The following is a 21,993-nucleotide window of genomic DNA, read 5'->3' as shown; positions in this document are numbered from 1 at the left end:
CCTCTGTTTTATCATTTCATAGTAAAATAAAAAAAGCCGCAGTTCCTGTATGATAAGGAAATACGGCTTTAGTATAATAACTAATTTCAAGACTTCAACGAATGCAAAGATAAGACATAATTAAACTTGCCTTTGAAATAATCGAACTTCGACATCAAAATGATACGATTCGTATCTTTCGATGCAGCAATGACTTGGAGTGTAATTCTTAAAAAGCATTAACAATATGATTCACAGAGACAGTCTCTCCTGCTGGATCAAGCATTACGGCAATTACATCAAAACGGATCTGATGTTCCGTCTCTCCCGTCATTTGCAAATAAACGGATGCGGTTGAGCGCACCTGCTGCATTTTACGCATATCAACCGATTCCTGAGGTGTACCGTACTGAGCGGCTCCACTTCTGCTCCTTACTTCTACAAAAACAATCAGGCCCTCGCAGGAAGCAATGATGTCAATCTCACCACTGCGGCAACGCCAGTTCTGTCTAATGATCCGATAATCGTTGTCTCTCAACCATTGACAGGCAGCCGCTTCGCCTAATCGGCCCTTCTGCTGTCGCGTGAGCTTCAGACCCGGCCCCTGGCCCAATCTACGTTCTACCATGACTCATTTTCCTCACGTCCTGATGCTATTCGATCTGCACGGTAGACATACGTGAGTACTTCCGCGACCAGTTGATACAGTTCAGCTGGAATCTGTTCATCCAGATCCAACTTGGAGAGCACCTCCACAAGTGCTGCATCCTCCTGAACAGCTACGCCGTTTTCTCTGGCTTTATCCAGAATGGCTTCTGCCACTTTGCCGCGCCCCTTGGCTACAACAACAGGCGCTTCGCTCTCTCCAGGGACATATTTTAGGGCAACCGCCTTTTTGGAGAGCAGGTCCGGTTGTGACGACTCGTCTTTCATACTTTCAAGTCCACCCCTTTGTATCGTTCAGGACTATAGTCCGAGGCCTTCGTTTTTCGTTCCGCACCCGGTTCTTGGCCTACAGGCCACGGTTCTGACTTGAAAGTCAGCAGTTGATAACCCAGCTTGTCCAATGCCTGATGGATTACCTCTCGTCCGCTCTCCAGAAGCGGTCCCATTCCTTCGCGATCATTTAATACTCGTAAGCTGACAATGTTGTTAACCACATGTACATCTACGAGCGTTGGCCCAAGACTTTTCATGTCCAGATCGAACCATAGACGGCAGTTGGACGCATCCAGCTCTCCGCGTGGTCCACGACGTGACTGAATCTGAACAGATGCCGTTTCTTCCCCATCCGGTCCAGTAATCGGAATAAACCAGTGCATCTGTGCAAATGTGGCACTGCGATCTGTCGTTAGCAATAACTGCTGACCTGTCAGATATTGCACGGCCTGTCCGGCGGCATCCTTAAGCGCCGCCGGTGCACCTTCGCTGCTGGCAAGCTGCAGCAGCAAGCCCTTCAGCGTGTCCGCATTCGCCGGACTCGCCGCATCCCCCACGCGCGGCTGCGCTGCCGCGCCGTGAACGGCCTGCTGCTCGTGCTCCGCACCGAGCAGCTTTAGCACGCGCCCCACCCACGGGTCCCCCTCGTGGGTGACAGGCGCGTGCACTGCCGCAGCTCCCGCAGGTGCTGCGGCATTACCGCCAGCCGGCGGCGCATCAGCGCCGGCTGGCATTGGCTGCGGCACGCCTCCGGCAGCCGCAGCCGCCTGGCCGCCCTGCGATGCAGGGGCGGCCTGTGCTGCCGCACCAGGCTGTGCCGGTGCGGCAGTGGACGCGCTGCGCAGTGCGTCCAGCAGCGCCAGCAGCTTGGGCGCCAGCTGCGCTGCCGTAGGCGCTGCTGGCGCCGCCTGGCCTGCTGCGGACGGCGTCCCCGCAGCAGCAGGCGTTTCAGCGCGGCCGTCAGTCCGGCCGGCCGCGCTTGCTTCAGGCTGGCCTGCACTTGCACGGCCAGCCACAGATTCAGCTGCCGCCCCTGGTGTGCCCGGGCGGCTCCCAGCTTGGCCCGCGTCAGCCCCGCGCGGGCTCTCTCCAGGTATTCCGGTTCCAGACGGAATACCCGTGCCCCCTTTGCCAGCCGTTTCAACGTTGCTGGCAACTGCCTTTGTCGCGGCTTCAGCATTCGCTGTACCTCCACCAGTCTGCAGGTTTCCTTTCACCGCAGTACCTGTATCCTCCGCCCCAACATCCGTCATGGAGGTTGCTCCTGCTAACGCTGCTTGGCCTTGTTGCGTCGACAAAGCAGGTGCTCCAGTTCCAGTTCCAGCTACCTGACGACCATTGCCTGATGAAGCCATTCCTTCTTCCATCTGCGCTGTATTCGGCAATACAGGTACACCAGTCATGACTGCTGGTTTCAACGTAGCAGATTGTTCTCCAGTCAGTACCGGTTTACCTGTTGTTTGAGTCAGCATCGTTTCCAACTGATCAGCCAACCCACTTAACAACTGGTGCAGAGGGGGGCCAAACACCGTCTGGTGTAATCCTTTTACCGTTTCCGCCGTAACCGGAAGACCACGCTGAAAAGCAATTCCCGTCGCCTGCACCCATTCTTCCACAGGGACCTGTGCAGGTTTGGCAGTCATCATATTCTGGACCATAGCCACATTATCCTTGGTGAGCGGCAAACCGCTACGCTGCATGGCAAGCAACAGTTCCCGGTTCCCTTTTGTATCCGGCAGTCCTACATCCTGAAGCAGGTTATTCAACGAAGCTTGTGGCAGTTCAGCAAGTGTACCCGCCAGAGGCTTCATGACCGTTATGCCATTTTCACCTGGAGGCTGTACTTGAAGCAATGTGGTCTCACCCGGACGGAGTGGAGTCTCCAATTTGGCGCGCACCTGCACACCTTGAATCTGCAGAACCGCATCCCCTCCATCATCGGATACACTTATCACGGAGCCACGAACCACCTGACCTTCCTTTAATTCAAGCGGCTTGGCATTCCCTGGCTTGCCATCTCCCAATAATCCCTTAATTACGGAACCGATATTCAAATTTCTCCCCCTCCTTCCTTCAAGCCTGTATTAAAACAACGATTGCTGCTCACCAAGCAGATTGCCCAGAAAACTGCGTCGATGCATTGGGGTTGCCCCCAAAGCCATAATCTGCTCCCGATGAACTTTTGTTGCGTATCCTTTATGTATCGACAGACCATATTCCGGATATAACGTATCCCATTCTTCCTTACAGAGTCGATCTCGCGTTACCTTGGCAATAATAGAAGCCGCTGCGATCGATTGACTATTGGCATCCCCTTTAATAATGGACAGTTGAGGTACATTCACATCCACCTTCTCGGCATCCACCAGCATATAATCAGGAGTTTCTCCCAATGCTTCAACAGCCCGTTTCATCGCGAGTCTCGCAGCCTGCTTGATGTTAAGCCGATCAATTGTCTCTGCATCCGCGTACCCGATACCTACCGCCAGTGCCTTTTCCATAATAACGTCATATAGTGCATCACGTTTTTTCTCCGTCAATTTCTTGGAGTCATTCACACCTTCCAGAATGAGGTCCTTGGGTAAAATAACGGCCGCTGCGACAACATCCCCAAACAAGCATCCCCGTCCTACCTCATCAATACCAGCAATACGTTCAAATCCACTGTCCCAATACTCTCGCTCGTAGAGCAACAGGTCCCCCGGTTCACTGGCTTCTTTTTTCTTCTTTGGTTCAATCGGGGTATCCAGTAGATTCAACCCGATCTCTTCATTAATTCCAACCATAACACTCATCTCCTCTACCCATGCTTTTTCAGCATGCGTATCACTTACAACTTTTTTTTATGATATAGACGTAGATCCTCTGTCTTTGTTCTGTACAACCTGTCACTGTCAGCAAATCTTTTCCTTGAGGTTTACAATAATAAAGATAGTGATGTCTTCATTTATCGGTATTTGATGGTTTAAATTGAATATATCAGACCTCGTTTAATCTAGATTGCACCACCATTTATCATAGCACGATTTAGGTGCACCTGATATATGGATCAGCCAATTCCATAAAGCGTAATATTCTTCAATCCTCTTCCATTTTTATCGTTTTGAACGTAAGTCCAGCTCCATTTCCGCGTTTTTATACACAAAAAAAGACCGCTCCCGGTAATCCGGTAACGGCCGCTTCTTTCGGCACTTGGATATATGAAATGAACAGATAAAGATAATGATCTTCATCGTGTAGAGTCCATTTTTTAGTAGGGGGCTTCCATAGAGAAACGTCCCATTTTACCCGCTCGCAATTCACGCAGAAATGCTCGCGATGCCTTCTCCAGATCAATACGTCCACCGCTTACAACACAACCACGTATACGGCCGACTTGTTCCATAATCGCAATAACACTGTCTGAATCATCTGCATCCTTGGAGAAATCCTGAAGTCCATATCTCTCTTCCAGAGCGTCCCAGTAATAACGCATCAGGTAACTGATTCCAAAAAAGGCAATATCCTCTGCATTCAGAATTTCCTCTTTGATTGCACCTGTTACGGCAAGACGATAACCTACATTCTGATCTTCAAACTTGGGCCAAAGAATACCCGGAGTATCCAATAGCTCCATTTCTTTGCCTACCTTAATCCATTGTTGCCCCTTCGTCACACCAGGACGATCTCCTGTTAACGCAATACTCCGTCCAGCCAGTCGGTTAATCAATGTTGATTTACCCACATTTGGAATACCCACAATCAATCCGCGAACCGCACGAGGGTTAATTCCTTTGGCCAGTTGACGATCAATTTTTTCTTTCAGAAGAAGCTTCGCCTGTACCGGAATGTCTTTCACATTAGTGCCTGTCGAGGCATCCACAGGAAAGGCGGTAATTCCCTCTTTTTTGAAATATTCAATCCACTCTTGCGTCACTTTCGCATCTGCCAAATCCGATTTGTTCAACAAAATCATCCGGGGTTTGTCCAGCAATATTTCGTCAATCATCGGATTACGGCTGGAGACAGGCAGACGGGCATCCAACAGTTCGATGACCACGTCGATGAGCTTTAACTTATCCTGAATCTGGCGTCTGGCTCGAGTCATATGACCTGGAAACCATTGTATCGTCAACTTGTCTTCACCTCATTATTTACTTCAATCTCAGTGGTTAATCCACTTAATCTCACCAATCGGCCAGAAAATAACATCTGCACGACCAATAATATCTTCTAACGAAACATAACCGATCATACGGCTGTCCGTACTATTTGGACGGTTGTCTCCCATGACAAACACATGACCTGCAGGCACTTTGCCATCAGGGAACTGCTCATTAGGGAAATCCTTCACGTTATATGTTCCACCATTGGCTTCAGCTGCATCAATGGCTCCTTGAATATACGTTTCATCAACCTTTTTGCCGTTAACCATCACCGTATCGTCTTGAACCTCAACCGTATCACCTTCTACAGCAATAACACGTTTAATGAAATCTCGACCTTCGGATGGTACGTGGAAGACGATAACTTCACCGCGCTTCGGTTCTCTGATATCATATAAGATTTCGTTGACGATCACACGTTCACCCGTTTCAAAGTTCGGCTGCATGGACGGTCCATCCACAACAAACGGTTTGAAGAGCAACCACCGAATCAGAATGACGAGAACTAATGCAATAACAATGGCTTTGAGCCATTCAACAATTTCATTTTTGGCTTTTTTGGATCGACTGTTTTTCTCTTCGGCAGGATTGCCCTGGTCCTGTTGAACTTCTTGTTCCATTCAAGATCTTCCTCTCTTCACAGTACATGTTTATAGCAGTACACACATCCAGCATTCTGTATCGTTCCAATAAATCAAAGGACGGATACAAAACATTCACATCAGTTATGTAATCTTACACCAAGCATTACAATACATTTAATCCACAATTCAAATGTTTTCAAGAGATTGTTCAAAAAGTCGGTACTGAAACCGGTCTTTTGAACACGCACTTCAATAACTGATTTTACAAGCCTCCCGGACTATTCCCCGCATGTGTTGCCATACCATTTTACTCGGAAGTGTACCTCCGGTTCAACTTTTCCCGGACAAAAACGAAAAGGGCTTGTCTCCAAGCCCTTCCCGGTATCCGTTATATTAACGAATTTCTTTAATTCTCGCTGCTTTACCGCGTAGTTCACGAAGATAATAAAGCTTCGCACGACGCACTTTACCACGGCGAGCCACTTCGATTCTATCGATTTTTGGGGAATGAAGCGGGAAAGCTCTTTCCACACCTACACCGTAAGAAATTTTACGAACTGTAAAAGTCTCACTGATTCCACCACCACGGCGTTTAATCACAACACCTTCGAACAATTGGATACGCTCACGAGTTCCCTCGATTACCTTAACGTGCACTTTCAAAGTGTCACCAGGACGAAAACTCGGAATATCCTTACGAAGTTGTTCTTGTGTAATCGCTTGAACGATATTCATCTATGACTCCCTCCTTCCGTACAGGCGTTCATACTTCTTCCAGAGATCACCTTGTCTCCTTCATTATCCATAGAGGACCGCCGTATTCCACATAACAGACTTATTGTATCACGCAGCATATCAAAACACAAGAGAAATTAAACAAAATGCCTATTGATCAATCATCAGCAACGCTGATACTCATCCATCACATGTTGACTTCATTCTAAAATACATTCTCCCATATGGACCGTTAATCCATGCTCTCATCTGCAAGTCAACCTGATACAGGAAAAAATACTGTAACTTCCCGTGTAGAAATATCGTCTATGATATAACTTATTGACCACTTTAAAAGGAGAACCTCAAGACTCATGAAATATTGGAAAAGGATCACACTTGCCCTACTCGCCTTGCTCACATGCTCCATTACACTATATGCATATGCCGTAACTCATCCAACGAATGCACTGTCACACAAAGCCTGCACATCCTGGGACATTGTCAAACGCAAAGCATTCCAGCTGTCACACACTGACTTCTCCAGCCCATCTGTGCTGGATCGTTCTACCTTCAAGATCGAACAAGGTGCTGCTACAGAAGTTCCTGTACTGATGTATCATTACATAGAACCCAAACTGAACAATCGCGAGACAGGTAATAAATCCATCATTAATCTGGAGGATTTCGAGCAAAACATGAAATACCTGCACGATGAAGGCTATCGTACGATTACACTGGATCAGCTTGAGCAATATGTCAGCGGGAAGATTTCCTTGCCACAAAAATCTATTGTGATTACCTTTGATGACGGGTACCAGAACAATTATACGTTAGCTTACCCTGTGCTTCAAAAATATAATTTCCATGCCTCATTGTTTGTCATTGGCAGCAAGATTCAGGATCAGCCTACGATGTTTGACCCCGCCAAAAAAAGTTTCATCTCCAAGCCAGAGATGCAGGCAGCAACTGATGTATTTGAATTTAACAGTCATACCTATAACTTGCATCACAAAGGATTTATACGCTGTGGTAACAGCGTACCTGTCGGTCTGGACACCAGCCTTCTGGATGATGATATCCAGCAAATGAAGCAAATCGGAATAGACACACCTTATCTGGCGTACCCTTTTGGTTATACCAGTACACAGATGATTTACAAGTTACAGCAACATGGATACCGTATGGCCTTTACCGTACGCTCCGGATTTGTTCATCCAGGAGACCCTCCCATGAAGCTGCCTCGTTTGACGGTCACGACAGGTACTGATTTGGCGACCTTGCTTCAACCCAAATCCAGTCCGCAGAACGAATTACCCGCATCGGAGAATGACCAGTAAAGCCTACACTTTAACTTCACCGCCCGGATACAGAGTCGAGTTATACAGCCTTTTGGGCTGTGGCTTGGCTCTTTTTGCATCCACCCATGATAATGTCATTGGAGAATTGGCGTAAATCACCGCTTCCTGATCGTCATAGATGATGATCTGTTCCTGTCCGGTCTGAACCAGATCTGCATGTACCGCATATCCCTCTTTTGGGAACTCGGTAATCGTTTTCATGTTTCCATCTACCAAAGAAGGCAACACTCCCCCACCTCGGCGATACGCCAAAATATAATCGAGACCACTCTCATCCCAGTTACATACAGGCTCTATAATAGTTAACCAGCCACGAGTCGTGCGATTTTCTTTCCATATTTCTTGCCCAGCGTTATTCAGCATAAACATCCCATCCTTACCATGCTCATCGCCCCGGACAATCCGGTCCAGACCTGCAATCTGTAAACCTTCCATTTCAGCAATAAAATGGCCCAACGCAATATGCTGTGATTCAATCGAATCTTCATAACGCCACTTCTCATTACCATAGCGGTCCATCATGACCGTGACACTACCACCGATAACAACCTCAACTTCCCCATCACCGTCAACGTCTCCAAACCATATACAGTCGGCATGATCATCCAAGTTCTGACAAGACCATAATATCGTCCCATCATGGTCCAGCATGTCATATCCGGCCATCACTTCATCCTTGCCGTCGCCATCAATATCAAACACCCACGGAAAATGTCCCGGATTCCCCTCATGCTTCCATAACAAATTAAAATCATGGTCGAGTGCCCATAACGTCTTATAGCGGTCTTTCAGTATGATGTCCATTTTTTGCTGGTTACCAGTCAGATTGGCAAGAATAATGCAGTCATGCGCTTCATCACTTGGCAGATCACGTGTTTCTTTGATCTCTCCGGTCCGGCCATCCAACACGAGAAATTGTTTGTCCATGACACACAATACTTCATTATTTCCATCCCCATCCCAATCTGCGATCTGAGCAGGATAGTCTGAGCCCGGACCACCTGCATCGGGATCAGGAGTTCCCACCTGCCATAGTAATGTTCCTTCCAGATCAAACGCAGTCAAACAGCATACCTGATGCGGGACGTACCGATCGTCTATTCCTCCATCTGCCTGTACCAGCAACATTTCAAGTCTGCCGTCTCCATTCAGATCTCCCAAAAGCATTTTGCAGCGTTCTCCGGCTTGGCTAATATCTATTCTGGCGATTTCATAAGGTTGATGATTCATAACCTTCCCCCTCAGTTGTTATTCAGTTCCAGCTGAGTTCACCATAAATAAAATTCCTGTTTTTTACAACCCTGTTTAGTACTTATGCAAAAAAGTTCAAAGCTGCAAAATTGTCCACATCAACCATAAACGATTTTATAAACGAATGATTTAAACCCATTCCAAGAACTCAAGACGATTGCCAAAAGGGTCATTTATATAGAAACGCCTTACACCCTCCTCTACCCTTGCTCCGTCATCGACAATATGAATATGATTATGAATCAGATGTTCACGCAGCTGATCCAAATGCTGTACATGAAATGCCGGATGAGCTTTTGTAGCTGGAACGAAATCTTTTTGTATTCCAATATGCACTTGATGTCTGCCACACTCGAACCATACACCACCCCGTTTTCTTAGGATTTCGGGTTTAGGAATCTCCGTCCAGCCCAACACGGTATTATAAAAATGACGTGCTTTCACTTCACAACCTTCCGGTGCTGCGAGCTGAATATGATCAAGACCAATAATACTATAAGTCATTCATACACCACCTTTAGTTTCACTTAATGAAACTCAGTTTCAATATACACTTCCATTTTATAGAATATTCCAATGAAAATCCAGCTTCTTTTCAATACACAAAAAAGCCAACCTTTGGGATCAAGGTCGGCTTTATGAACTCTAAAAAATAATATTAACGTGTTTATAGATACGAAACGTATATTTACTCTGTGCTATGTTTACGGTCTAAGCGTATCTTTTTTAGCCAAATTCGTTCTTTCTCCGTCAAGTCTGCCGTTTCCAACATCTCCGGTCTGCGCTCCAGCGTACGAAGCAACGACTGTTCCCTGCGCCACGCCTCAATGTTCAGATGATGTCCCGACAACAGCATATCCGGTACTTTCATGCCCCTAAACTCGGGTGGACGTGTGTAGTGTGGATATTCGAGAAGTCCAGTACTGAATGAATCCGTTACGGCACTTGTCTCATTGCCAAGCACACCGGGAATTAGGCGTACGATGCTGTCAATCGCAACCATAGCAGGTAGCTCCCCACCCGTGAGTACGTAATCACCAATGGATAGTTCATCCGTTACGAGAAATTCGCGGATTCGTTCATCGTAACCTTCATAATGTCCACATATAAAAATCAGATGATCTTCCTGCACAAGTTCTTCTGCTTTTTTTTGTGTAAACGTCTCACCTTGCGGACACATTAGAATGATACGTGGAGGTTTCATCGTTGCGGCAGCTTCTCCGCGTTGCTCCAGAACATCTTCTACAGCAGCAAAGATTGGATCTGGTTTTAGTACCATCCCCCCACCACCGCCGTAAGGAGCATCATCTACTGTATTATGTTTATTGGTCGCATAATTACGGAAGTTGGTTGCACCGAGGGATACCAGCCCCTTCGTTTGAGCTTTGCCCAGAATGCTTGCCCCGAACACTCCATCAAACATCTCCGGGAATAGCGTTAATACATCCACTTTCATGTTACAGCAGCCCTTCCATCAGATGAATCTTCACTTGCTTCTGTTCGATGTCCACATCAAGCACGACATCATCAATAACGGGAATCAGTACTTCTTTGCCTGCCGGAGTTTTGACAACCCATACATCATTGGCACCAGGAGTCAGGATTTCAGAGATTGTTCCGAGCGTTTCACCCTCTTCGGTGATGACAGAACACCCAACGATTTGATGGAAGTAATATTCGCCTTCCTCCAACTCAGCCAGGTTCTCTTTTAACACTTTGGCCATGCCACCTTTAAACTTCTCTACTTCATTAATATTGCCGTACTCTTTCAGACGAAGAATATACATATTTTTATGCAAACGTGCAGATTCCACGTTAACCATGACTGGATGATTATCTGGTGTAAAGAAAAACAACTCTGCATTTTTCGCAAAACGCACTTCCGGGAAATCGGTTAAAGGCATGATTCTCACCTCACCGCGAATTCCATGTGTATTAACGATTTTACCTACATTCATAAACTCTGCCATATTTCCTCCTACAATCCATTCATATGGTACTCATATTTGATGATCTCCATGCGACCGTTCCGGTTACGGATCGTTCTTCGGATCGCTGTTATCCCCTAATTTTTTTAATTATTTTTAAAGGTGAAAATCCGGTGATAGCATATGCTTCCGATGTAGCTTTCTTTCAGAAAGCTTTAAGGCGAACGCTGACGCTTCTTCAGAATCGATTCCGTACCCTTCACTACTTCCGCAAATAATCATACTTAACGAGCTATTTCAATTATATTATTTAAGTTTCAGCATGCACGAAAAGGGGCTAGGACATGCATCCTAACCCCCTTTCGTATATCTTTAAGATATGATATCAACGGTAACCCGTTTATCCATCTTAACTGCTGCTGATGTGACGACCGTACGAAGTGATTTCGCGATTCGCCCCTGTTTACCAATTACCTTCCCGACATCGTCAGGATGAACGGTTAACTCATAAACGACAAGCCGGTCTTTCTCAACCGTCCGAACCGCCACATCTTCCGGATGATCGACTAAAGCCTTAGCAATTATGCTTACTAATTCTTCCATAGATGACCCTCCGAATCAGCACTTTATTTAGATAATTTAGACTCGTGGAACTTCTTCATCACGCCCGCTTTGCTAAGCAAGTTGCGGACAGTGTCAGATGCTTGTGCACCGTTTTGAAGCCATGCCAATGCTTTATCTTCATCGATCTTAACAACAGCCGGTTGTTCAACCGGGTTGTAGTAACCGATCTCCTCGATAAAACGACCGTCACGTGGGGAACGGGAATCCGATACCACTACGCGGTAGAAAGGAGCTTTGTGAGCACCCATACGTTTCAGACGAATACGAACTGCCATTTGAAAATTCACCTCCTTCAATGAAATCTGTATATGATCCAGCTTCGCTTAAATCAACGGAAAGGAAACTTCATTCCTTTGCCCATACCTTTAAGCTGCTTCATCGCTTTGTTTTTACCGCCTTTAGGTCCCATCATATCCGAGAACTGTTTCATCATGCGGCGCATCTCATCAAACTGCTTGATCAGACGATTTACTTCAGCCAGAGATGTTCCGCTTCCGGTAGCAATACGCTTCCGACGGCTATGGTTGATCAAGTCTGGGTTGCGTTTCTCCTCGGTCGTCATTGAGTAAACGATCGCTTCGATCCGGCCCATCTGTTTATCATCAACTTTCAGGTCCTTGGCTTGTTTCATCTTGCCCATGCCGGGGATCATATCCATGATCTGATCGATTGGTCCCAGCTTTTTCACTTGATCCATCTGCTCCAGGAAATCTTCAAACGTGAATTCTGCATTACGCATCTTCCGTTCCATTTCCTTGGCTTTATCGGTATCAATGTTTAATTGTGCTTTCTCAATCAGAGATAACATATCTCCCATACCGAGAATCCGTGAAGCCATACGTTCCGGGTGGAACGGCTCCAAAGCATCAAGTTTCTCTCCAAGGGAAGCAAACTTGATTGGACAACCCGTAACGGCTTTGACAGAAAGTGCAGCACCACCACGAGTATCGCCATCCAGCTTAGTCAGGACAACCCCGGTCAGATTAAGCTGCTGGTTAAAGTGTTCTGCTACGTTAACCGCATCCTGACCTGTCATGCTGTCCACCACAAGCAGTACTTCATCCGGATTCACTACGCTGTGAATCTGGCGAAGTTCTTCCATCAGCTCTTCATCAACATGCAGACGTCCAGCTGTATCGATAATAACATAGTCATTACCGTTATCTTTGGCATGTTGAAGACCTTGACGTGCGATCTCCACAGGGCTTGTCTGATCTCCGAGTGTGAATACCGGCGCTTTGATCTGCTCTCCAAGTACTTGCAACTGTTTGATCGCTGCCGGACGATAAATATCTCCTGCAACAAGCAATGGTCTGCTGTTTTGCTTTTGCAGCATTTTAGCCAGTTTACCCGATGTGGTTGTTTTACCAGCACCCTGCAAACCAACCATCATCAGCACCGTAGGCGGTTTGTTCGCTTTAGCCAGTTTGGCCTGGCTTCCACCCATCAAATCCGTTAGTTCCTTGTTAACGATGTCGATGATGACCATTCCTGGCGTGAAGCTCTCCATCACTTCTTTGCCAACAGCCTTCTCTTTCACCTTGGCGATGAATTCCTTGACCACTTTGAAGTTTACATCCGCTTCGAGCAATGCCAGACGTACCTCGCGCATAGCCTCGGCTACATCTTCATCAGACACCTTGCCTTTGCCGCGCAGCTTGCTGAACACATTCTGTAATCGGGTCGTTAATCCTTCAAATGCCATGATCCCACCTCCTTAAGCTTTATTACTGTTTTTAAGACCGATAAGTTCCACTGAGCCGTTATAATCTTCTCATTCGCTGAGCTGAGCAACGATATCGTGTATTTGTTTGTTGTTATCAATGGAGACGCCTGCGCGTTCCAATGCATTTTGCAAATCTTCAAGATTGCGATTACGCCGTTCATGCTTTTCCAACAAGCCCAGCTTGCTTTCGTAATTCTCCAGCACTTGTTCGGCACGCTTGATATGCTCGTATACCGCCTGGCGGCTGATCTCAAACTCGGCTGCAATTTCACCAAGTGAAAAATCGTCATGAAAGTAATACTTTAGAAAAGTCTGCTGTTTCTCGGTAAGTAACAATTCATAAAAGGCAAACAGCAAGTTAATCCGGTTTGTCTTCTCAAGCCGGTTTTCTTGACTCACATCGGGGCACTCCCTTCGTCAAGGAAAAACACTTTACACTCTTGCAACGTTCCTAATAATACCTAAAACAAATCAGGTTGTCAAGCAAAAATACTTGTCACAATAAAAACAGCTTTGATGATATGTTATTTCGATGTTTAACGGGTGATATATACCTTATTTCACAACAAGCAGATCCTATCTTTACCTGTAAGAAATCACCTCTATGTAAAAGAAAAACGAACGCGTCTCAGTCCGTGGAGATGCATCCGTTTATGGCGTTCTAGCGAAGTGGTGTAAGGTACAACAGCACCATAAAGAAATGAAGAATACTGCCTGCCAGCACAAAGAGATGCCATATCGCATGGTGGTAAGGAAATCCGCGCCACACATAAAATAGTGTACCCAGTGTATACATCAGGCCTCCAGCAACCAGCAGCACAATTCCGCCAGTAGGTATGGCAGCCATAAGCGGTTGCCAGGCAATTACGATGAGCCAGCCCATCGCAACATAAAAAATCGTGGACATGAATAGAAATCTTTTCGTAAAAAACGCCTTAAAGATCACGCCGAATAATGCGATTCCCCAGATTATACCGAACAGGGTCCATCCAAGTGTACCGCGAACAGCAATAAACAACAGCGGAGTGTACGATCCCGCAATAAACAAATAAATGGAAGAATGGTCGAAAATCTCAAATAAATCTTTCACTTTGCCATCTTTCCATGCATGCACGAGAGTAGAACTCGTATAGAGCAGCAGCATGGTGATCCCGTAGATCGTGAAACTGACCACATGCCAAGCCGTGCCTTTTATACTTGAAAATACAATCAATATCACCAGTGCAGCTACACTAAGTGCAGCGCCGATTCCATGTGTCACCGCATTGGCGACTTCTTCACGGCGAGAATAGGTATGAGTATTGGCCATTTCAACCGTCCTTTCTAGCCCTTTAGCATTGCCTGCTTTATTCCCATTATACACGTATTGCCAGTGACATTACACGTGACACTTATCACGTCTATCACTGGCAATTACGCTTAACGCTATTCATTTATCCTAATTAACAATGGTTCTAGGAGTTCGTTTCCTCTTCTTCAGCACTTTCAGCTGGCTGCTCCTGGATCAATCCGGCGAACAAGGCATGCACGAACTGCTCTGAATCAAATTGTTGCAGATCATCGATCTTCTCACCCAGACCCACAAGCTTCACTGGCAAGTCCAGCTCCTGACGAATCGCAACAACGATCCCCCCTTTGGCTGTTCCATCCAGCTTCGTCAGAACGAGGCCGGTTACGCCGCTTTTCTCTCCGAAGAGCTTGGCTTGGTTCAAGGCATTCTGACCTGTGGTCGCATCCAGAACCATCAACACTTCATGCGGAGCATCCGGAATTTCACGTTGGATGACACGATAGATCTTGTTAAGCTCGTCCATCAGGTTAGATTTGTTTTGCAGACGACCTGCTGTATCACAGAGGAGAACATCGGCACCCCGTTGTTTTGCTGCCTGCACCGCATCATACATAACCGCTGCTGGATCAGAACCGGATTGCTGTTTGATAACATCGACACCGGCACGTTGTCCCCATACTTCCAGCTGTTCGATGGCTCCGGCACGGAACGTATCTCCAGCGGCCATGATGACTTTTTTACCTTGCTGTTTAAATCGATGCGCCAGCTTGCCAATTGTCGTTGTTTTACCAACACCGTTAACACCAACAAACAAAATGACAGTAATGCCATCTGGATTCATTTTCAGCTCGTTATTCTGTTCGCCACGAAGAAGATCCGTCAGTTTCTCGGACAATACAGGCTGTAACTCAGCCGCATCTTCAATTTTGCGTTTTTTCACCTCAACGCGCAGGTCTTCGATCAGATTCATGACCGTATTCACGCCAACGTCTGCTCCAATCAAAATCTCTTCCAGTTCTTCATAGAACTCTTCATCGATTTTTTTGCGGCGGATCACGAGATCCGACACTTTCTCCACTAGCCCTTTACGTGTCTTTTCCAATCCATCCTTGAACTGTTTGGTAACCGACTCCGTTTTGTTTGCAATGCTGTCTCTCAGCTTTTTAAAAAAACTCATAAAGCCCCTCCATCGTGTACATAATCTAGCGCTATGCAATAATGCTCAATCTAAATGAATTTTAATAATGATAATGAGTTCATAGGTCCCACAGCCTTGGATCGATCAGGCAATGACCGCTTCCTCATCTTCCAGTTTAACCGAAACGAGCTTGGATACTCCGCCCTCTTCCATCGTAACTCCATACAGCACATCAGCCTCTTCCATCGTACCTTTACGATGGGTAACAACGATGAACTGTGTCTGTTCGGAGAATTCACGCAAGTACTGTGCAAAACGTACCACGTTAGCTTCATCCAGCGCTGCCTCTACTTCATCCAGCACACAGAATGGTACAGGTTTGACGTGTAGAATGGCAAATAACAAAGCCATTGCCGTCAAAGCCCGCTCCCCACCGGATAACAGTTGCAGGTTTTGCAGTTTCTTGCCTGGTGGCTGAGCCACAATATCTATTCCCGTTTCAAGCAAACGCTCCGGGTCCATCAGAACAAGATCAGCACGTCCCCCGCCAAACAGCTTGGTAAACACGGTACCGAACTCACGGCGGATTGCATCAAATGTGATCTTGAATCGCTTCGCCATCTCGTCTTCCATTTCCCGAATAACCTGATACAACGTTGTTTTGGCTTCCACCAGGTCATTCTTCTGTTCACTCAGGAACTCGTATCGCTCATTGACCCGCTGGAACTCTTCAATCGCTCCCAGGTTAACATCACCCAGGGCGGATATACTGCGCTTCAGCTTCTGTACCTCTGCCTGTGTATGCTCTACATCTTCCGGCACCGGATAACGCTCTTTGGCCAGTTCATAGCCCAGTTCGTATTCGTCCGTCAGCTTTCGCAGTATATTTTCCAGCTCAACATCCAACCGGTTCACGGAAATTTCGGTCTGTCGCATCTGCTCTTCCACAGCTTTCAACTGCGTGCGCTGTTCCTTCGTTTCGCTCTCGGCAAGCTCAAGCTTTTTCGACAACTCACTTCGGGCAGCACGTTTAAAGTCCAGCTCTTGGGAAGCTTCCGCTTTTTTCAGCTTGTACTGGTTCAGATCCTCAATCTGCTTAACACTCTCGGTCTGTGTTTTCTTGAGATCCGCTTCCATCGAAGCTAACAAGGTGCGATTCTGACGAAGATCTTTGACCAGTGACTCCACTTCCCGCTCCAGACGTCGCAATTGTTCCCCATTGGAGAATCGCTCCTGATCGAGCTTGCCTTCGCGTACTTTCAATTCGGTGAGTTGGCTCTGCAATTCTTCCTTCGCGGATTCATTGGCTTTCCGAGCAAACTCAGCTGCATGAATAGCACGATGAGTCGCTTTTTCTTCCTCTTCAAGCTGCTCCAGCTTCTTCACAGCGACGATGCGAGCCGTATCCAACTCTTTGATCTCTTCGGTGAACCCGCTCTTCTCCTGCCCGGCAACGGCAACCTGTTCAAGCACGTGGCGAAGCTCATGCTCTACCTGCTTCATTTCCATCGAAGCCTGCTGTTCCGCATTTCGGGTATCGTCACCGGACTGACGAAGTTCATCCAGTTTGTCCTGACACTGCTCCAGTTGAACTTTTACATCATCCACACTGCGATGCAGTTTCACGATCTGATTTTCGGTATCCAAAATATCCTGATCAAGCTGGTCCAGCTGCCGTTTCCGGCTGAGCAGACTAACATTTTTCTTGTGCTGGCTACCACCTGTCATGGAACCACCCGCATTGACCACATCACCTTCGAGTGTCACAACCCGGAAACGATACTGACAGCGAGCCGCAATTTTATTGGCGACCTCCAGCGTTTCGGCAATAATAACATTACCCAACAGACTGCCAATGATCGAAGCGTACTTGGATTCAAATTGTACAAGATCAGCACCGATCCCCACGAAGCCTTCCATACCTTCGATCATGGAACGCTCAGCCGCTCCAATGGCGCGAGGACGAATGACATCCAGAGGCAGGAATGTTGCACGCCCCAACTGGCGCTGCTTCAGGAAAGCAATCGCCTGTCTGGAAACTGATTCATTTTCCATGACCACATGCTGCAAGGATGCTCCCATTGCTGTCTCTACCGCAAGTTCAATCTTCTCGGGAACTTTAACGAGTTCAGCCACAGCTCCATGCACACCGCTTAGCGTGCCTTTACGTGAAGCCTTGAGGACCTCCTTGACACCCAGCATGAATCCGTCAAAATCATCCTGCATCTCTTTCATCGTATCGCGGCGGGAGACTTGAGCTTCACGCTTCTGTTCCCATTTACGGACCGTGCCCCGACTTTCTTCGAGCAGCTTCTGCAGCGACTGGAGTCGTTCACTTTCCGTAATATAGCCACCACGTAGATCACTGATTTCTTTGCCCAAACGAACAACTTTTTTCTCAATATCCGCTTTGCGACTTTCCAGTGTCTCTTTCTGTTCTTCCCATTTGCCAGATTCCTCAGCCGCGCGATTCATTCTGCGCTCCAGCGTTTCTTTCTGCTGATCCACATAACGAATTTCATTTCGTGTCTGAGCCATCTGATTCATCAGTTCCAGCAAGTTGCCTTTGAGGCTTTCCTCTTGCTGCTGGCTAATGCCGCCTGTTACACCGATGAGTTTGGCCTCTTCCTGCGACAACTGATTTCTCACATCATTCAGTTCATGCTCAAGTTTGCCAAACTTCTCACGCAATGCAATCAGCTCGGTTTCCCGTTCGCGATGTCTCTCTTCACTGGCGGCAAGCGTTACTTTGAGCTGCTCTTGGTTCGTTTGCAGATGGTGCGAGCGCTCCTTGAGCAGTTCTCCAAGACCTTCACTTTTCTCCGTCGCTTCACTGAATTGCAATAAGGCGGATTGCAGTTGCTCTGTCTCTGTTTCCAGGATACGCAGCGCATTCCGATCATTTTCCAGCTTGGCATCATGCGTAGAGACAATCGCCGCCAGTCCAACCTCTTCCTGTTTTAGCGATTGCAATCTTTCGTTGGCCTTACTCCAGGATGCATGAATCTGTTCGATCTGGTACACATACATGGAAATTTCCTTTGATTTGAGCTGAGAACGAAGTTCTTTATAGTGGATCGCTTTCTCCGATTGTTCTTTTAAGGGACCAATCTGATCTTCCAGTTCGGTCACGAGATCATGAATACGCAGCAAATTCTGCTCTGTCTCATCCAGTTTGCGCGTAGCATCCCGCTTGCGGGATTTATATTTAACGATACCTGAAGCCTCTTCAAAGATGCCCCTGCGATCCTCTGAACGGGTACTCAGAATCTCTTCAATTCGTCCCTGTCCAATAATCGAGTAGGCTTCCTTACCAATGCCAGTATCCATAAATAACTCCGTAATATCCTTCAAGCGACAAGATTGCTTATTAATAAAGTATTCACTATCTCCGCTGCGATGTACACGACGAGTCACCGTCACTTCACCAAAATCCAATGCTAGTGCGTGATCCTCGTTATCGAGCGTGAGCGACACTTCGCCGAAATTAACGGCCTTCCGTGCGTCACTACCTGCAAAGATGATATCTTCCATCTTGCCACCACGCAGCGACTTGGCACTTTGTTCCCCCAGAACCCAACGGATTCCGTCCGATATATTACTCTTGCCACTTCCGTTCGGACCTACAACAGCGGTAATGCCACGAACGAATTCCATCTCCGTTTTGTCGGCGAATGACTTGAATCCACCCAATTCAATCCGTTTTAAAAACATAGGGTTTCTCGTCACCTCCTCTTGCAAATTTCAAGTATTACACTCCAGCGCCTAAGTATCAGGTAACCTTCTCTGAACCTCTTTACAAAAAAAAGAGCAAAAAGCAGTCCGGCCGATTACTTCCGCCGGGGCGGACCCGCGGGCTGCTCTTTGCTCTTCGTTTGTCTATGCGCTATCGGTTAAGCTCCGGCTTCCGGAAGCTTCAGTCGATCAAGTGCTGCAGATGCAGCCTGTTGTTCCGCTTCCTTTTTGGAACGCCCTGTACCTCTGCCAAGCCGTTCTTGACCCATATGGACCTCCGAGACAAACTCACGTTCATGGGCAGGTCCCCGTTCCTCAACGATACGGTATTCCAAAGCTCCCATATTGTGATGCTGAGTAAGTTCCTGCAGTTCCGTTTTGTAATCACTCATTTGCAGCTTGCTGCCCAACACGATTAATGGAAAGACATGCTGGTCGAGAAATGCCCGGACAGGCGCAAGCCCCTGATCCAGATACAATGCACCAATGAAAGATTCAAACACATCCGCCAGCAGAGCCGGCCGTGTCCGTCCTCCCGTTAGTTCCTCACCTTTACCAAGAAGTACATACTGCCCAAAACCCAACGCTTCAGCAAATTTGACGAGGGAAGGCTCACAGACAATGGATGCCCGCAGCTTAGTTAATTCGCCTTCCGGACGGTTAGGATACAAATGATACAAGTATTCCGATACAGTCAGTTCCAGCACGGCATCGCCTAGAAACTCCAGACGCTCGTTGTCCTGATGCTGACTGAACCGGTGTTCGTTTACATAAGAAGCATGGGTAAACGCTTGTTTTAAAAGCTGCCTGTTGTCAAATTTGATTTGAAGTTTATGTTGTAACTGCTTCAGATCTTCACTCAAACGAACTAGCCCCTTATGCTTCAAATTTTTTGAGAATAATGGTGGCATTGTGACCGCCGAATCCAAATGAATTGGACATGGCAATATTAACTTTGGTTTGACGTGGAACATTTGGAACATAATCCAGATCACATTCCGGGTCCTGATTTTCCAGGTTGATCGTTGGTGCCAGTGTCTGATGTGTCAGTGACAATCCACAGATAACCGCTTCTACACCACCAGCAGCGCCAAGCATGTGGCCCGTCATGGATTTAGTGGAACTCACTGCGAGCTTGTACGCATGATCACCAAACGCCTTTTTGATCGCAAGCGTTTCGGATCTGTCGCCTACAGGAGTCGAAGTTCCGTGTGCATTAATGTAATCCACTTCTTCAGGCTCAATACCCGCATTACGAAGTGCCATCTTCATGCAACGTGCTGCTCCGTCCGGATCTGGTTCTGTCATGTGATGTGCATCACCTGTCAGACCGTAACCGATCACTTCACCATAAATGCGTGCACCACGTTTTTGAGCATGCTCCAGGGATTCCAAAATCAGAACACCAGCGCCTTCGCCCATAACAAAACCATCACGTTCTGTATCAAAAGGACGGCTTGACTTCGCAGGATCATCATTACGTGTAGACATTGCGCGCATAGCACAGAACCCTGCAAGACCTGTTGGTCTGATTGTTGCTTCCGCACCACCACAGATCATGGCATCTGCATCACCATTGGCAATCAGCTTGAAGGAATCTCCGATAGAGTGTGTACCTGTTGCACAAGCGGTAACCACGTTAATGTTAGGACCTTTGGCACCAAGAGAGATGGACATTTGGCCTGAAGCCATGTTGGAGATCATCATGGGAATGAAGAATGGGCTTACCCGTTTTGGACCTTTTTGCAACAATGCATTATGTTGGTCCTCCCACGTACCCAATCCACCAATACCTGATCCGATGGATACACCGAAACGCTCTGCATCAATATTCTCGTTAATTTTCAGACCACTGTCTTCAACGGCTTTGAAGCCGGCTGCCACAGCGAACTGTACAAAACGGTCCATTTTGCGAGCATCCTTGCGATCCATATATTCTTCCGGGTTGAAATCCTTGATCTCAGCTGCAATCTGTGTCGTGTATTCACTAACATCAAACGCCTCAATCTGAGAGATTCCGGACTTTCCTGCCATTAAACTGCCCCAGAACGTTTCCAAATCTTTTCCGAGCGATGTCATTACGCCCATTCCGGTAATTACTACTCTTTGTTTCAAACCGAGTCACCTCTATATCGACTGCATTACGCAAGTATTTTGTGGGAATATCCGCAAACAGACATCTATTCAACCAAGATAGACCTGCTTGAGTAGAGTTGCTTGCGGAATGAGAAAAACCAATGAATGATGAGAAGTCCCGCCTGTTCGAAAACATGTGCGGGACTAAAATGACTTTAGGTATGAGATTGTATGTAGTTTACAACTTCACCTACGGTCGTGATTTTTTCTGCATCTTCATCAGAGATTTCCAAATCAAATTCATCTTCCAATTCCATGACCAATTCCACTACATCCAAAGAATCAGCACCCAAATCTTCTTTGAAAGATGCTTCAAGTGTAACTTCAGCTTCGTCTGCGCCCAAGCGGTCGACGACGATGCGTTTTACACGCTCCAATACATCGGACATCCGGTTCACCTCCTTCTTTGGTATTATACGAGAATCGCAGGCAAAATGCCATA

At 46.9% G+C, this 21,993-nt stretch carries 22 protein-coding genes; 1 reads left to right on the top strand and 21 read right to left on the bottom strand.

The features are described from left to right. Positions 1-208: 208 nt before the first annotated feature. The 7 genes from NKT06_RS11020 to rplS all read right to left on the bottom strand — a co-directional run bounded on the left by NKT06_RS11020 (position 209) and on the right by rplS (position 6,382). A complete protein-coding gene (locus NKT06_RS11020; protein ID WP_253433735.1) occupies positions 209-607 on the bottom strand; it encodes a YraN family protein in 399 nt (132 codons plus the stop codon). Further along, complete coding sequence (locus NKT06_RS11015; protein ID WP_253433732.1) at positions 601-912, bottom strand: EscU/YscU/HrcU family type III secretion system export apparatus switch protein; 312 nt, start codon at positions 910-912, stop codon at positions 601-603. The genes NKT06_RS11020 and NKT06_RS11015 overlap by 7 nt, the downstream gene beginning before the upstream one ends. Continuing rightward, entirely contained in the window at positions 909-2,972 is a 2,064-nt protein-coding gene (locus tag NKT06_RS11010) for a TrbL/VirB6 family protein (protein ID WP_253433729.1), read from the bottom strand. The genes NKT06_RS11015 and NKT06_RS11010 overlap by 4 nt, the downstream gene beginning before the upstream one ends. Before the next feature lie 30 nt (positions 2,973-3,002). Further along, positions 3,003-3,704 carry a ribonuclease HII gene (locus tag NKT06_RS11005; protein WP_253433726.1) on the bottom strand — a complete coding sequence of 234 codons (702 nt, stop codon included), beginning with the start codon at positions 3,702-3,704 and terminating at the stop codon, positions 3,003-3,005. A gap of 464 nt (positions 3,705-4,168) precedes the next feature. Further along, positions 4,169-5,032, bottom strand: coding sequence for a ribosome biogenesis GTPase YlqF (ylqF, locus tag NKT06_RS11000; RefSeq protein WP_253433723.1), 864 nt, complete (start codon positions 5,030-5,032; stop codon positions 4,169-4,171). Between the two features lie 30 nt (positions 5,033-5,062). Continuing rightward, positions 5,063-5,683 (bottom strand): signal peptidase I, encoded by a 621-nt coding sequence (gene lepB / locus NKT06_RS10995; RefSeq protein ID WP_253433720.1) that lies wholly within the window; start codon positions 5,681-5,683, stop codon positions 5,063-5,065. 357 nt (positions 5,684-6,040) lie between these two features. Continuing rightward, positions 6,041-6,382, bottom strand: coding sequence for a 50S ribosomal protein L19 (gene rplS, locus NKT06_RS10990; RefSeq protein ID WP_024630190.1), 342 nt, complete (start codon positions 6,380-6,382; stop codon positions 6,041-6,043). A 353-nt stretch (positions 6,383-6,735) separates the two neighbouring features. Between rplS and NKT06_RS10985 the strand changes: the two genes are divergently transcribed. Beyond that, positions 6,736-7,701: a polysaccharide deacetylase family protein gene (locus NKT06_RS10985; protein ID WP_253433716.1), complete on the top strand. Its 966-nt coding sequence runs from the start codon at positions 6,736-6,738 to the stop codon at positions 7,699-7,701. Between the two features lie 3 nt (positions 7,702-7,704). Here the strand turns inward: NKT06_RS10985 and NKT06_RS10980 are convergent, their stop codons facing one another. The 14 genes from NKT06_RS10980 to acpP form a co-directional block, all read right to left on the bottom strand. Then, complete coding sequence (locus NKT06_RS10980; protein WP_253433713.1) at positions 7,705-8,952, bottom strand: hypothetical protein; 1,248 nt, start codon at positions 8,950-8,952, stop codon at positions 7,705-7,707. A 150-nt stretch (positions 8,953-9,102) separates the two neighbouring features. Continuing rightward, positions 9,103-9,477 (bottom strand): VOC family protein, encoded by a 375-nt coding sequence (locus NKT06_RS10975; RefSeq protein ID WP_253433710.1) that lies wholly within the window; start codon positions 9,475-9,477, stop codon positions 9,103-9,105. Between the two features lie 184 nt (positions 9,478-9,661). Next, positions 9,662-10,429 (bottom strand): tRNA (guanosine(37)-N1)-methyltransferase TrmD, encoded by a 768-nt coding sequence (trmD, locus tag NKT06_RS10970; protein ID WP_253433707.1) that lies wholly within the window; start codon positions 10,427-10,429, stop codon positions 9,662-9,664. A 1-nt stretch (position 10,430) separates the two neighbouring features. Beyond that, entirely contained in the window at positions 10,431-10,943 is a 513-nt protein-coding gene (gene rimM, locus NKT06_RS10965; protein ID WP_215075467.1) for a ribosome maturation factor RimM, read from the bottom strand. Positions 10,944-11,273: 330 nt separating this feature from the next. Beyond that, positions 11,274-11,504: a KH domain-containing protein gene (locus NKT06_RS10960; RefSeq protein WP_024630185.1), complete on the bottom strand. Its 231-nt coding sequence runs from the start codon at positions 11,502-11,504 to the stop codon at positions 11,274-11,276. Between the two features lie 23 nt (positions 11,505-11,527). Beyond that, positions 11,528-11,800 (bottom strand): 30S ribosomal protein S16, encoded by a 273-nt coding sequence (gene rpsP / locus NKT06_RS10955; protein ID WP_017689219.1) that lies wholly within the window; start codon positions 11,798-11,800, stop codon positions 11,528-11,530. A gap of 53 nt (positions 11,801-11,853) precedes the next feature. Further along, complete coding sequence (ffh, locus tag NKT06_RS10950) at positions 11,854-13,230, bottom strand: signal recognition particle protein (RefSeq protein ID WP_253433704.1); 1,377 nt, start codon at positions 13,228-13,230, stop codon at positions 11,854-11,856. A 69-nt stretch (positions 13,231-13,299) separates the two neighbouring features. Beyond that, a complete protein-coding gene (ylxM, locus tag NKT06_RS10945; protein ID WP_017689221.1) occupies positions 13,300-13,650 on the bottom strand; it encodes a YlxM family DNA-binding protein in 351 nt (116 codons plus the stop codon). Between the two features lie 262 nt (positions 13,651-13,912). Then, positions 13,913-14,560: a PAQR family membrane homeostasis protein TrhA gene (gene trhA, locus NKT06_RS10940; protein WP_253433701.1), complete on the bottom strand. Its 648-nt coding sequence runs from the start codon at positions 14,558-14,560 to the stop codon at positions 13,913-13,915. Positions 14,561-14,705: 145 nt separating this feature from the next. After that, complete coding sequence (gene ftsY, locus NKT06_RS10935; RefSeq protein ID WP_253433698.1) at positions 14,706-15,719, bottom strand: signal recognition particle-docking protein FtsY; 1,014 nt, start codon at positions 15,717-15,719, stop codon at positions 14,706-14,708. Positions 15,720-15,824: 105 nt separating this feature from the next. Beyond that, a complete protein-coding gene (gene smc, locus NKT06_RS10930) occupies positions 15,825-19,394 on the bottom strand; it encodes a chromosome segregation protein SMC (RefSeq protein WP_253433695.1) in 3,570 nt (1,189 codons plus the stop codon). A 179-nt stretch (positions 19,395-19,573) separates the two neighbouring features. Beyond that, positions 19,574-20,278 (bottom strand): ribonuclease III, encoded by a 705-nt coding sequence (gene rnc, locus NKT06_RS10925; RefSeq protein ID WP_091031948.1) that lies wholly within the window; start codon positions 20,276-20,278, stop codon positions 19,574-19,576. A gap of 13 nt (positions 20,279-20,291) precedes the next feature. After that, positions 20,292-21,530 (bottom strand): beta-ketoacyl-ACP synthase II, encoded by a 1,239-nt coding sequence (fabF, locus tag NKT06_RS10920; protein WP_062833763.1) that lies wholly within the window; start codon positions 21,528-21,530, stop codon positions 20,292-20,294. A gap of 176 nt (positions 21,531-21,706) precedes the next feature. Then, positions 21,707-21,940, bottom strand: coding sequence for an acyl carrier protein (gene acpP / locus NKT06_RS10915; protein WP_024630176.1), 234 nt, complete (start codon positions 21,938-21,940; stop codon positions 21,707-21,709). Positions 21,941-21,993 lie beyond the last annotated feature (53 nt).

The sequence above is a fragment of the Paenibacillus sp. 1781tsa1 genome (assembly GCF_024159265.1).
In the GTDB taxonomy this organism is placed as follows: domain Bacteria; phylum Bacillota; class Bacilli; order Paenibacillales; family Paenibacillaceae; genus Paenibacillus.
Note: the sequence above shows the minus strand (reverse complement) of the source record. Positions and strands in the feature narration are given on the sequence as shown.

What these genes read in the sequence shown, in the direction of transcription:
- NKT06_RS10985 (WP_253433716.1), top strand. Translation starts at nt 6,736, where the DNA reads ATGAAATATTGGAAAAGGATCACACTTGCCCTACTCGCCTTGCTCACA.
- NKT06_RS11020 (WP_253433735.1), bottom strand. Translation starts at nt 607, where the DNA reads ATGGTAGAACGTAGATTGGGCCAGGGGCCGGGTCTGAAGCTCACGCGA.
- acpP (WP_024630176.1), bottom strand. Translation starts at nt 21,940, where the DNA reads ATGTCCGATGTATTGGAGCGTGTAAAACGCATCGTCGTCGACCGCTTG.
- ftsY (WP_253433698.1), bottom strand. Translation starts at nt 15,719, where the DNA reads ATGAGTTTTTTTAAAAAGCTGAGAGACAGCATTGCAAACAAAACGGAG.
- lepB (WP_253433720.1), bottom strand. Translation starts at nt 5,683, where the DNA reads ATGGAACAAGAAGTTCAACAGGACCAGGGCAATCCTGCCGAAGAGAAA.
- rimM (WP_215075467.1), bottom strand. Translation starts at nt 10,943, where the DNA reads ATGGCAGAGTTTATGAATGTAGGTAAAATCGTTAATACACATGGAATT.
- NKT06_RS10960 (WP_024630185.1), bottom strand. Translation starts at nt 11,504, where the DNA reads ATGGAAGAATTAGTAAGCATAATTGCTAAGGCTTTAGTCGATCATCCG.
- rpsP (WP_017689219.1), bottom strand. Translation starts at nt 11,800, where the DNA reads ATGGCAGTTCGTATTCGTCTGAAACGTATGGGTGCTCACAAAGCTCCT.
- NKT06_RS10980 (WP_253433713.1), bottom strand. Translation starts at nt 8,952, where the DNA reads ATGAATCATCAACCTTATGAAATCGCCAGAATAGATATTAGCCAAGCC.
- NKT06_RS11015 (WP_253433732.1), bottom strand. Translation starts at nt 912, where the DNA reads ATGAAAGACGAGTCGTCACAACCGGACCTGCTCTCCAAAAAGGCGGTT.
- NKT06_RS10975 (WP_253433710.1), bottom strand. Translation starts at nt 9,477, where the DNA reads ATGACTTATAGTATTATTGGTCTTGATCATATTCAGCTCGCAGCACCG.
- ffh (WP_253433704.1), bottom strand. Translation starts at nt 13,230, where the DNA reads ATGGCATTTGAAGGATTAACGACCCGATTACAGAATGTGTTCAGCAAG.
- trhA (WP_253433701.1), bottom strand. Translation starts at nt 14,560, where the DNA reads ATGGCCAATACTCATACCTATTCTCGCCGTGAAGAAGTCGCCAATGCG.
- smc (WP_253433695.1), bottom strand. Translation starts at nt 19,394, where the DNA reads ATGTTTTTAAAACGGATTGAATTGGGTGGATTCAAGTCATTCGCCGAC.
- trmD (WP_253433707.1), bottom strand. Translation starts at nt 10,429, where the DNA reads ATGAAAGTGGATGTATTAACGCTATTCCCGGAGATGTTTGATGGAGTG.
- rplS (WP_024630190.1), bottom strand. Translation starts at nt 6,382, where the DNA reads ATGAATATCGTTCAAGCGATTACACAAGAACAACTTCGTAAGGATATT.
- NKT06_RS11005 (WP_253433726.1), bottom strand. Translation starts at nt 3,704, where the DNA reads ATGGTTGGAATTAATGAAGAGATCGGGTTGAATCTACTGGATACCCCG.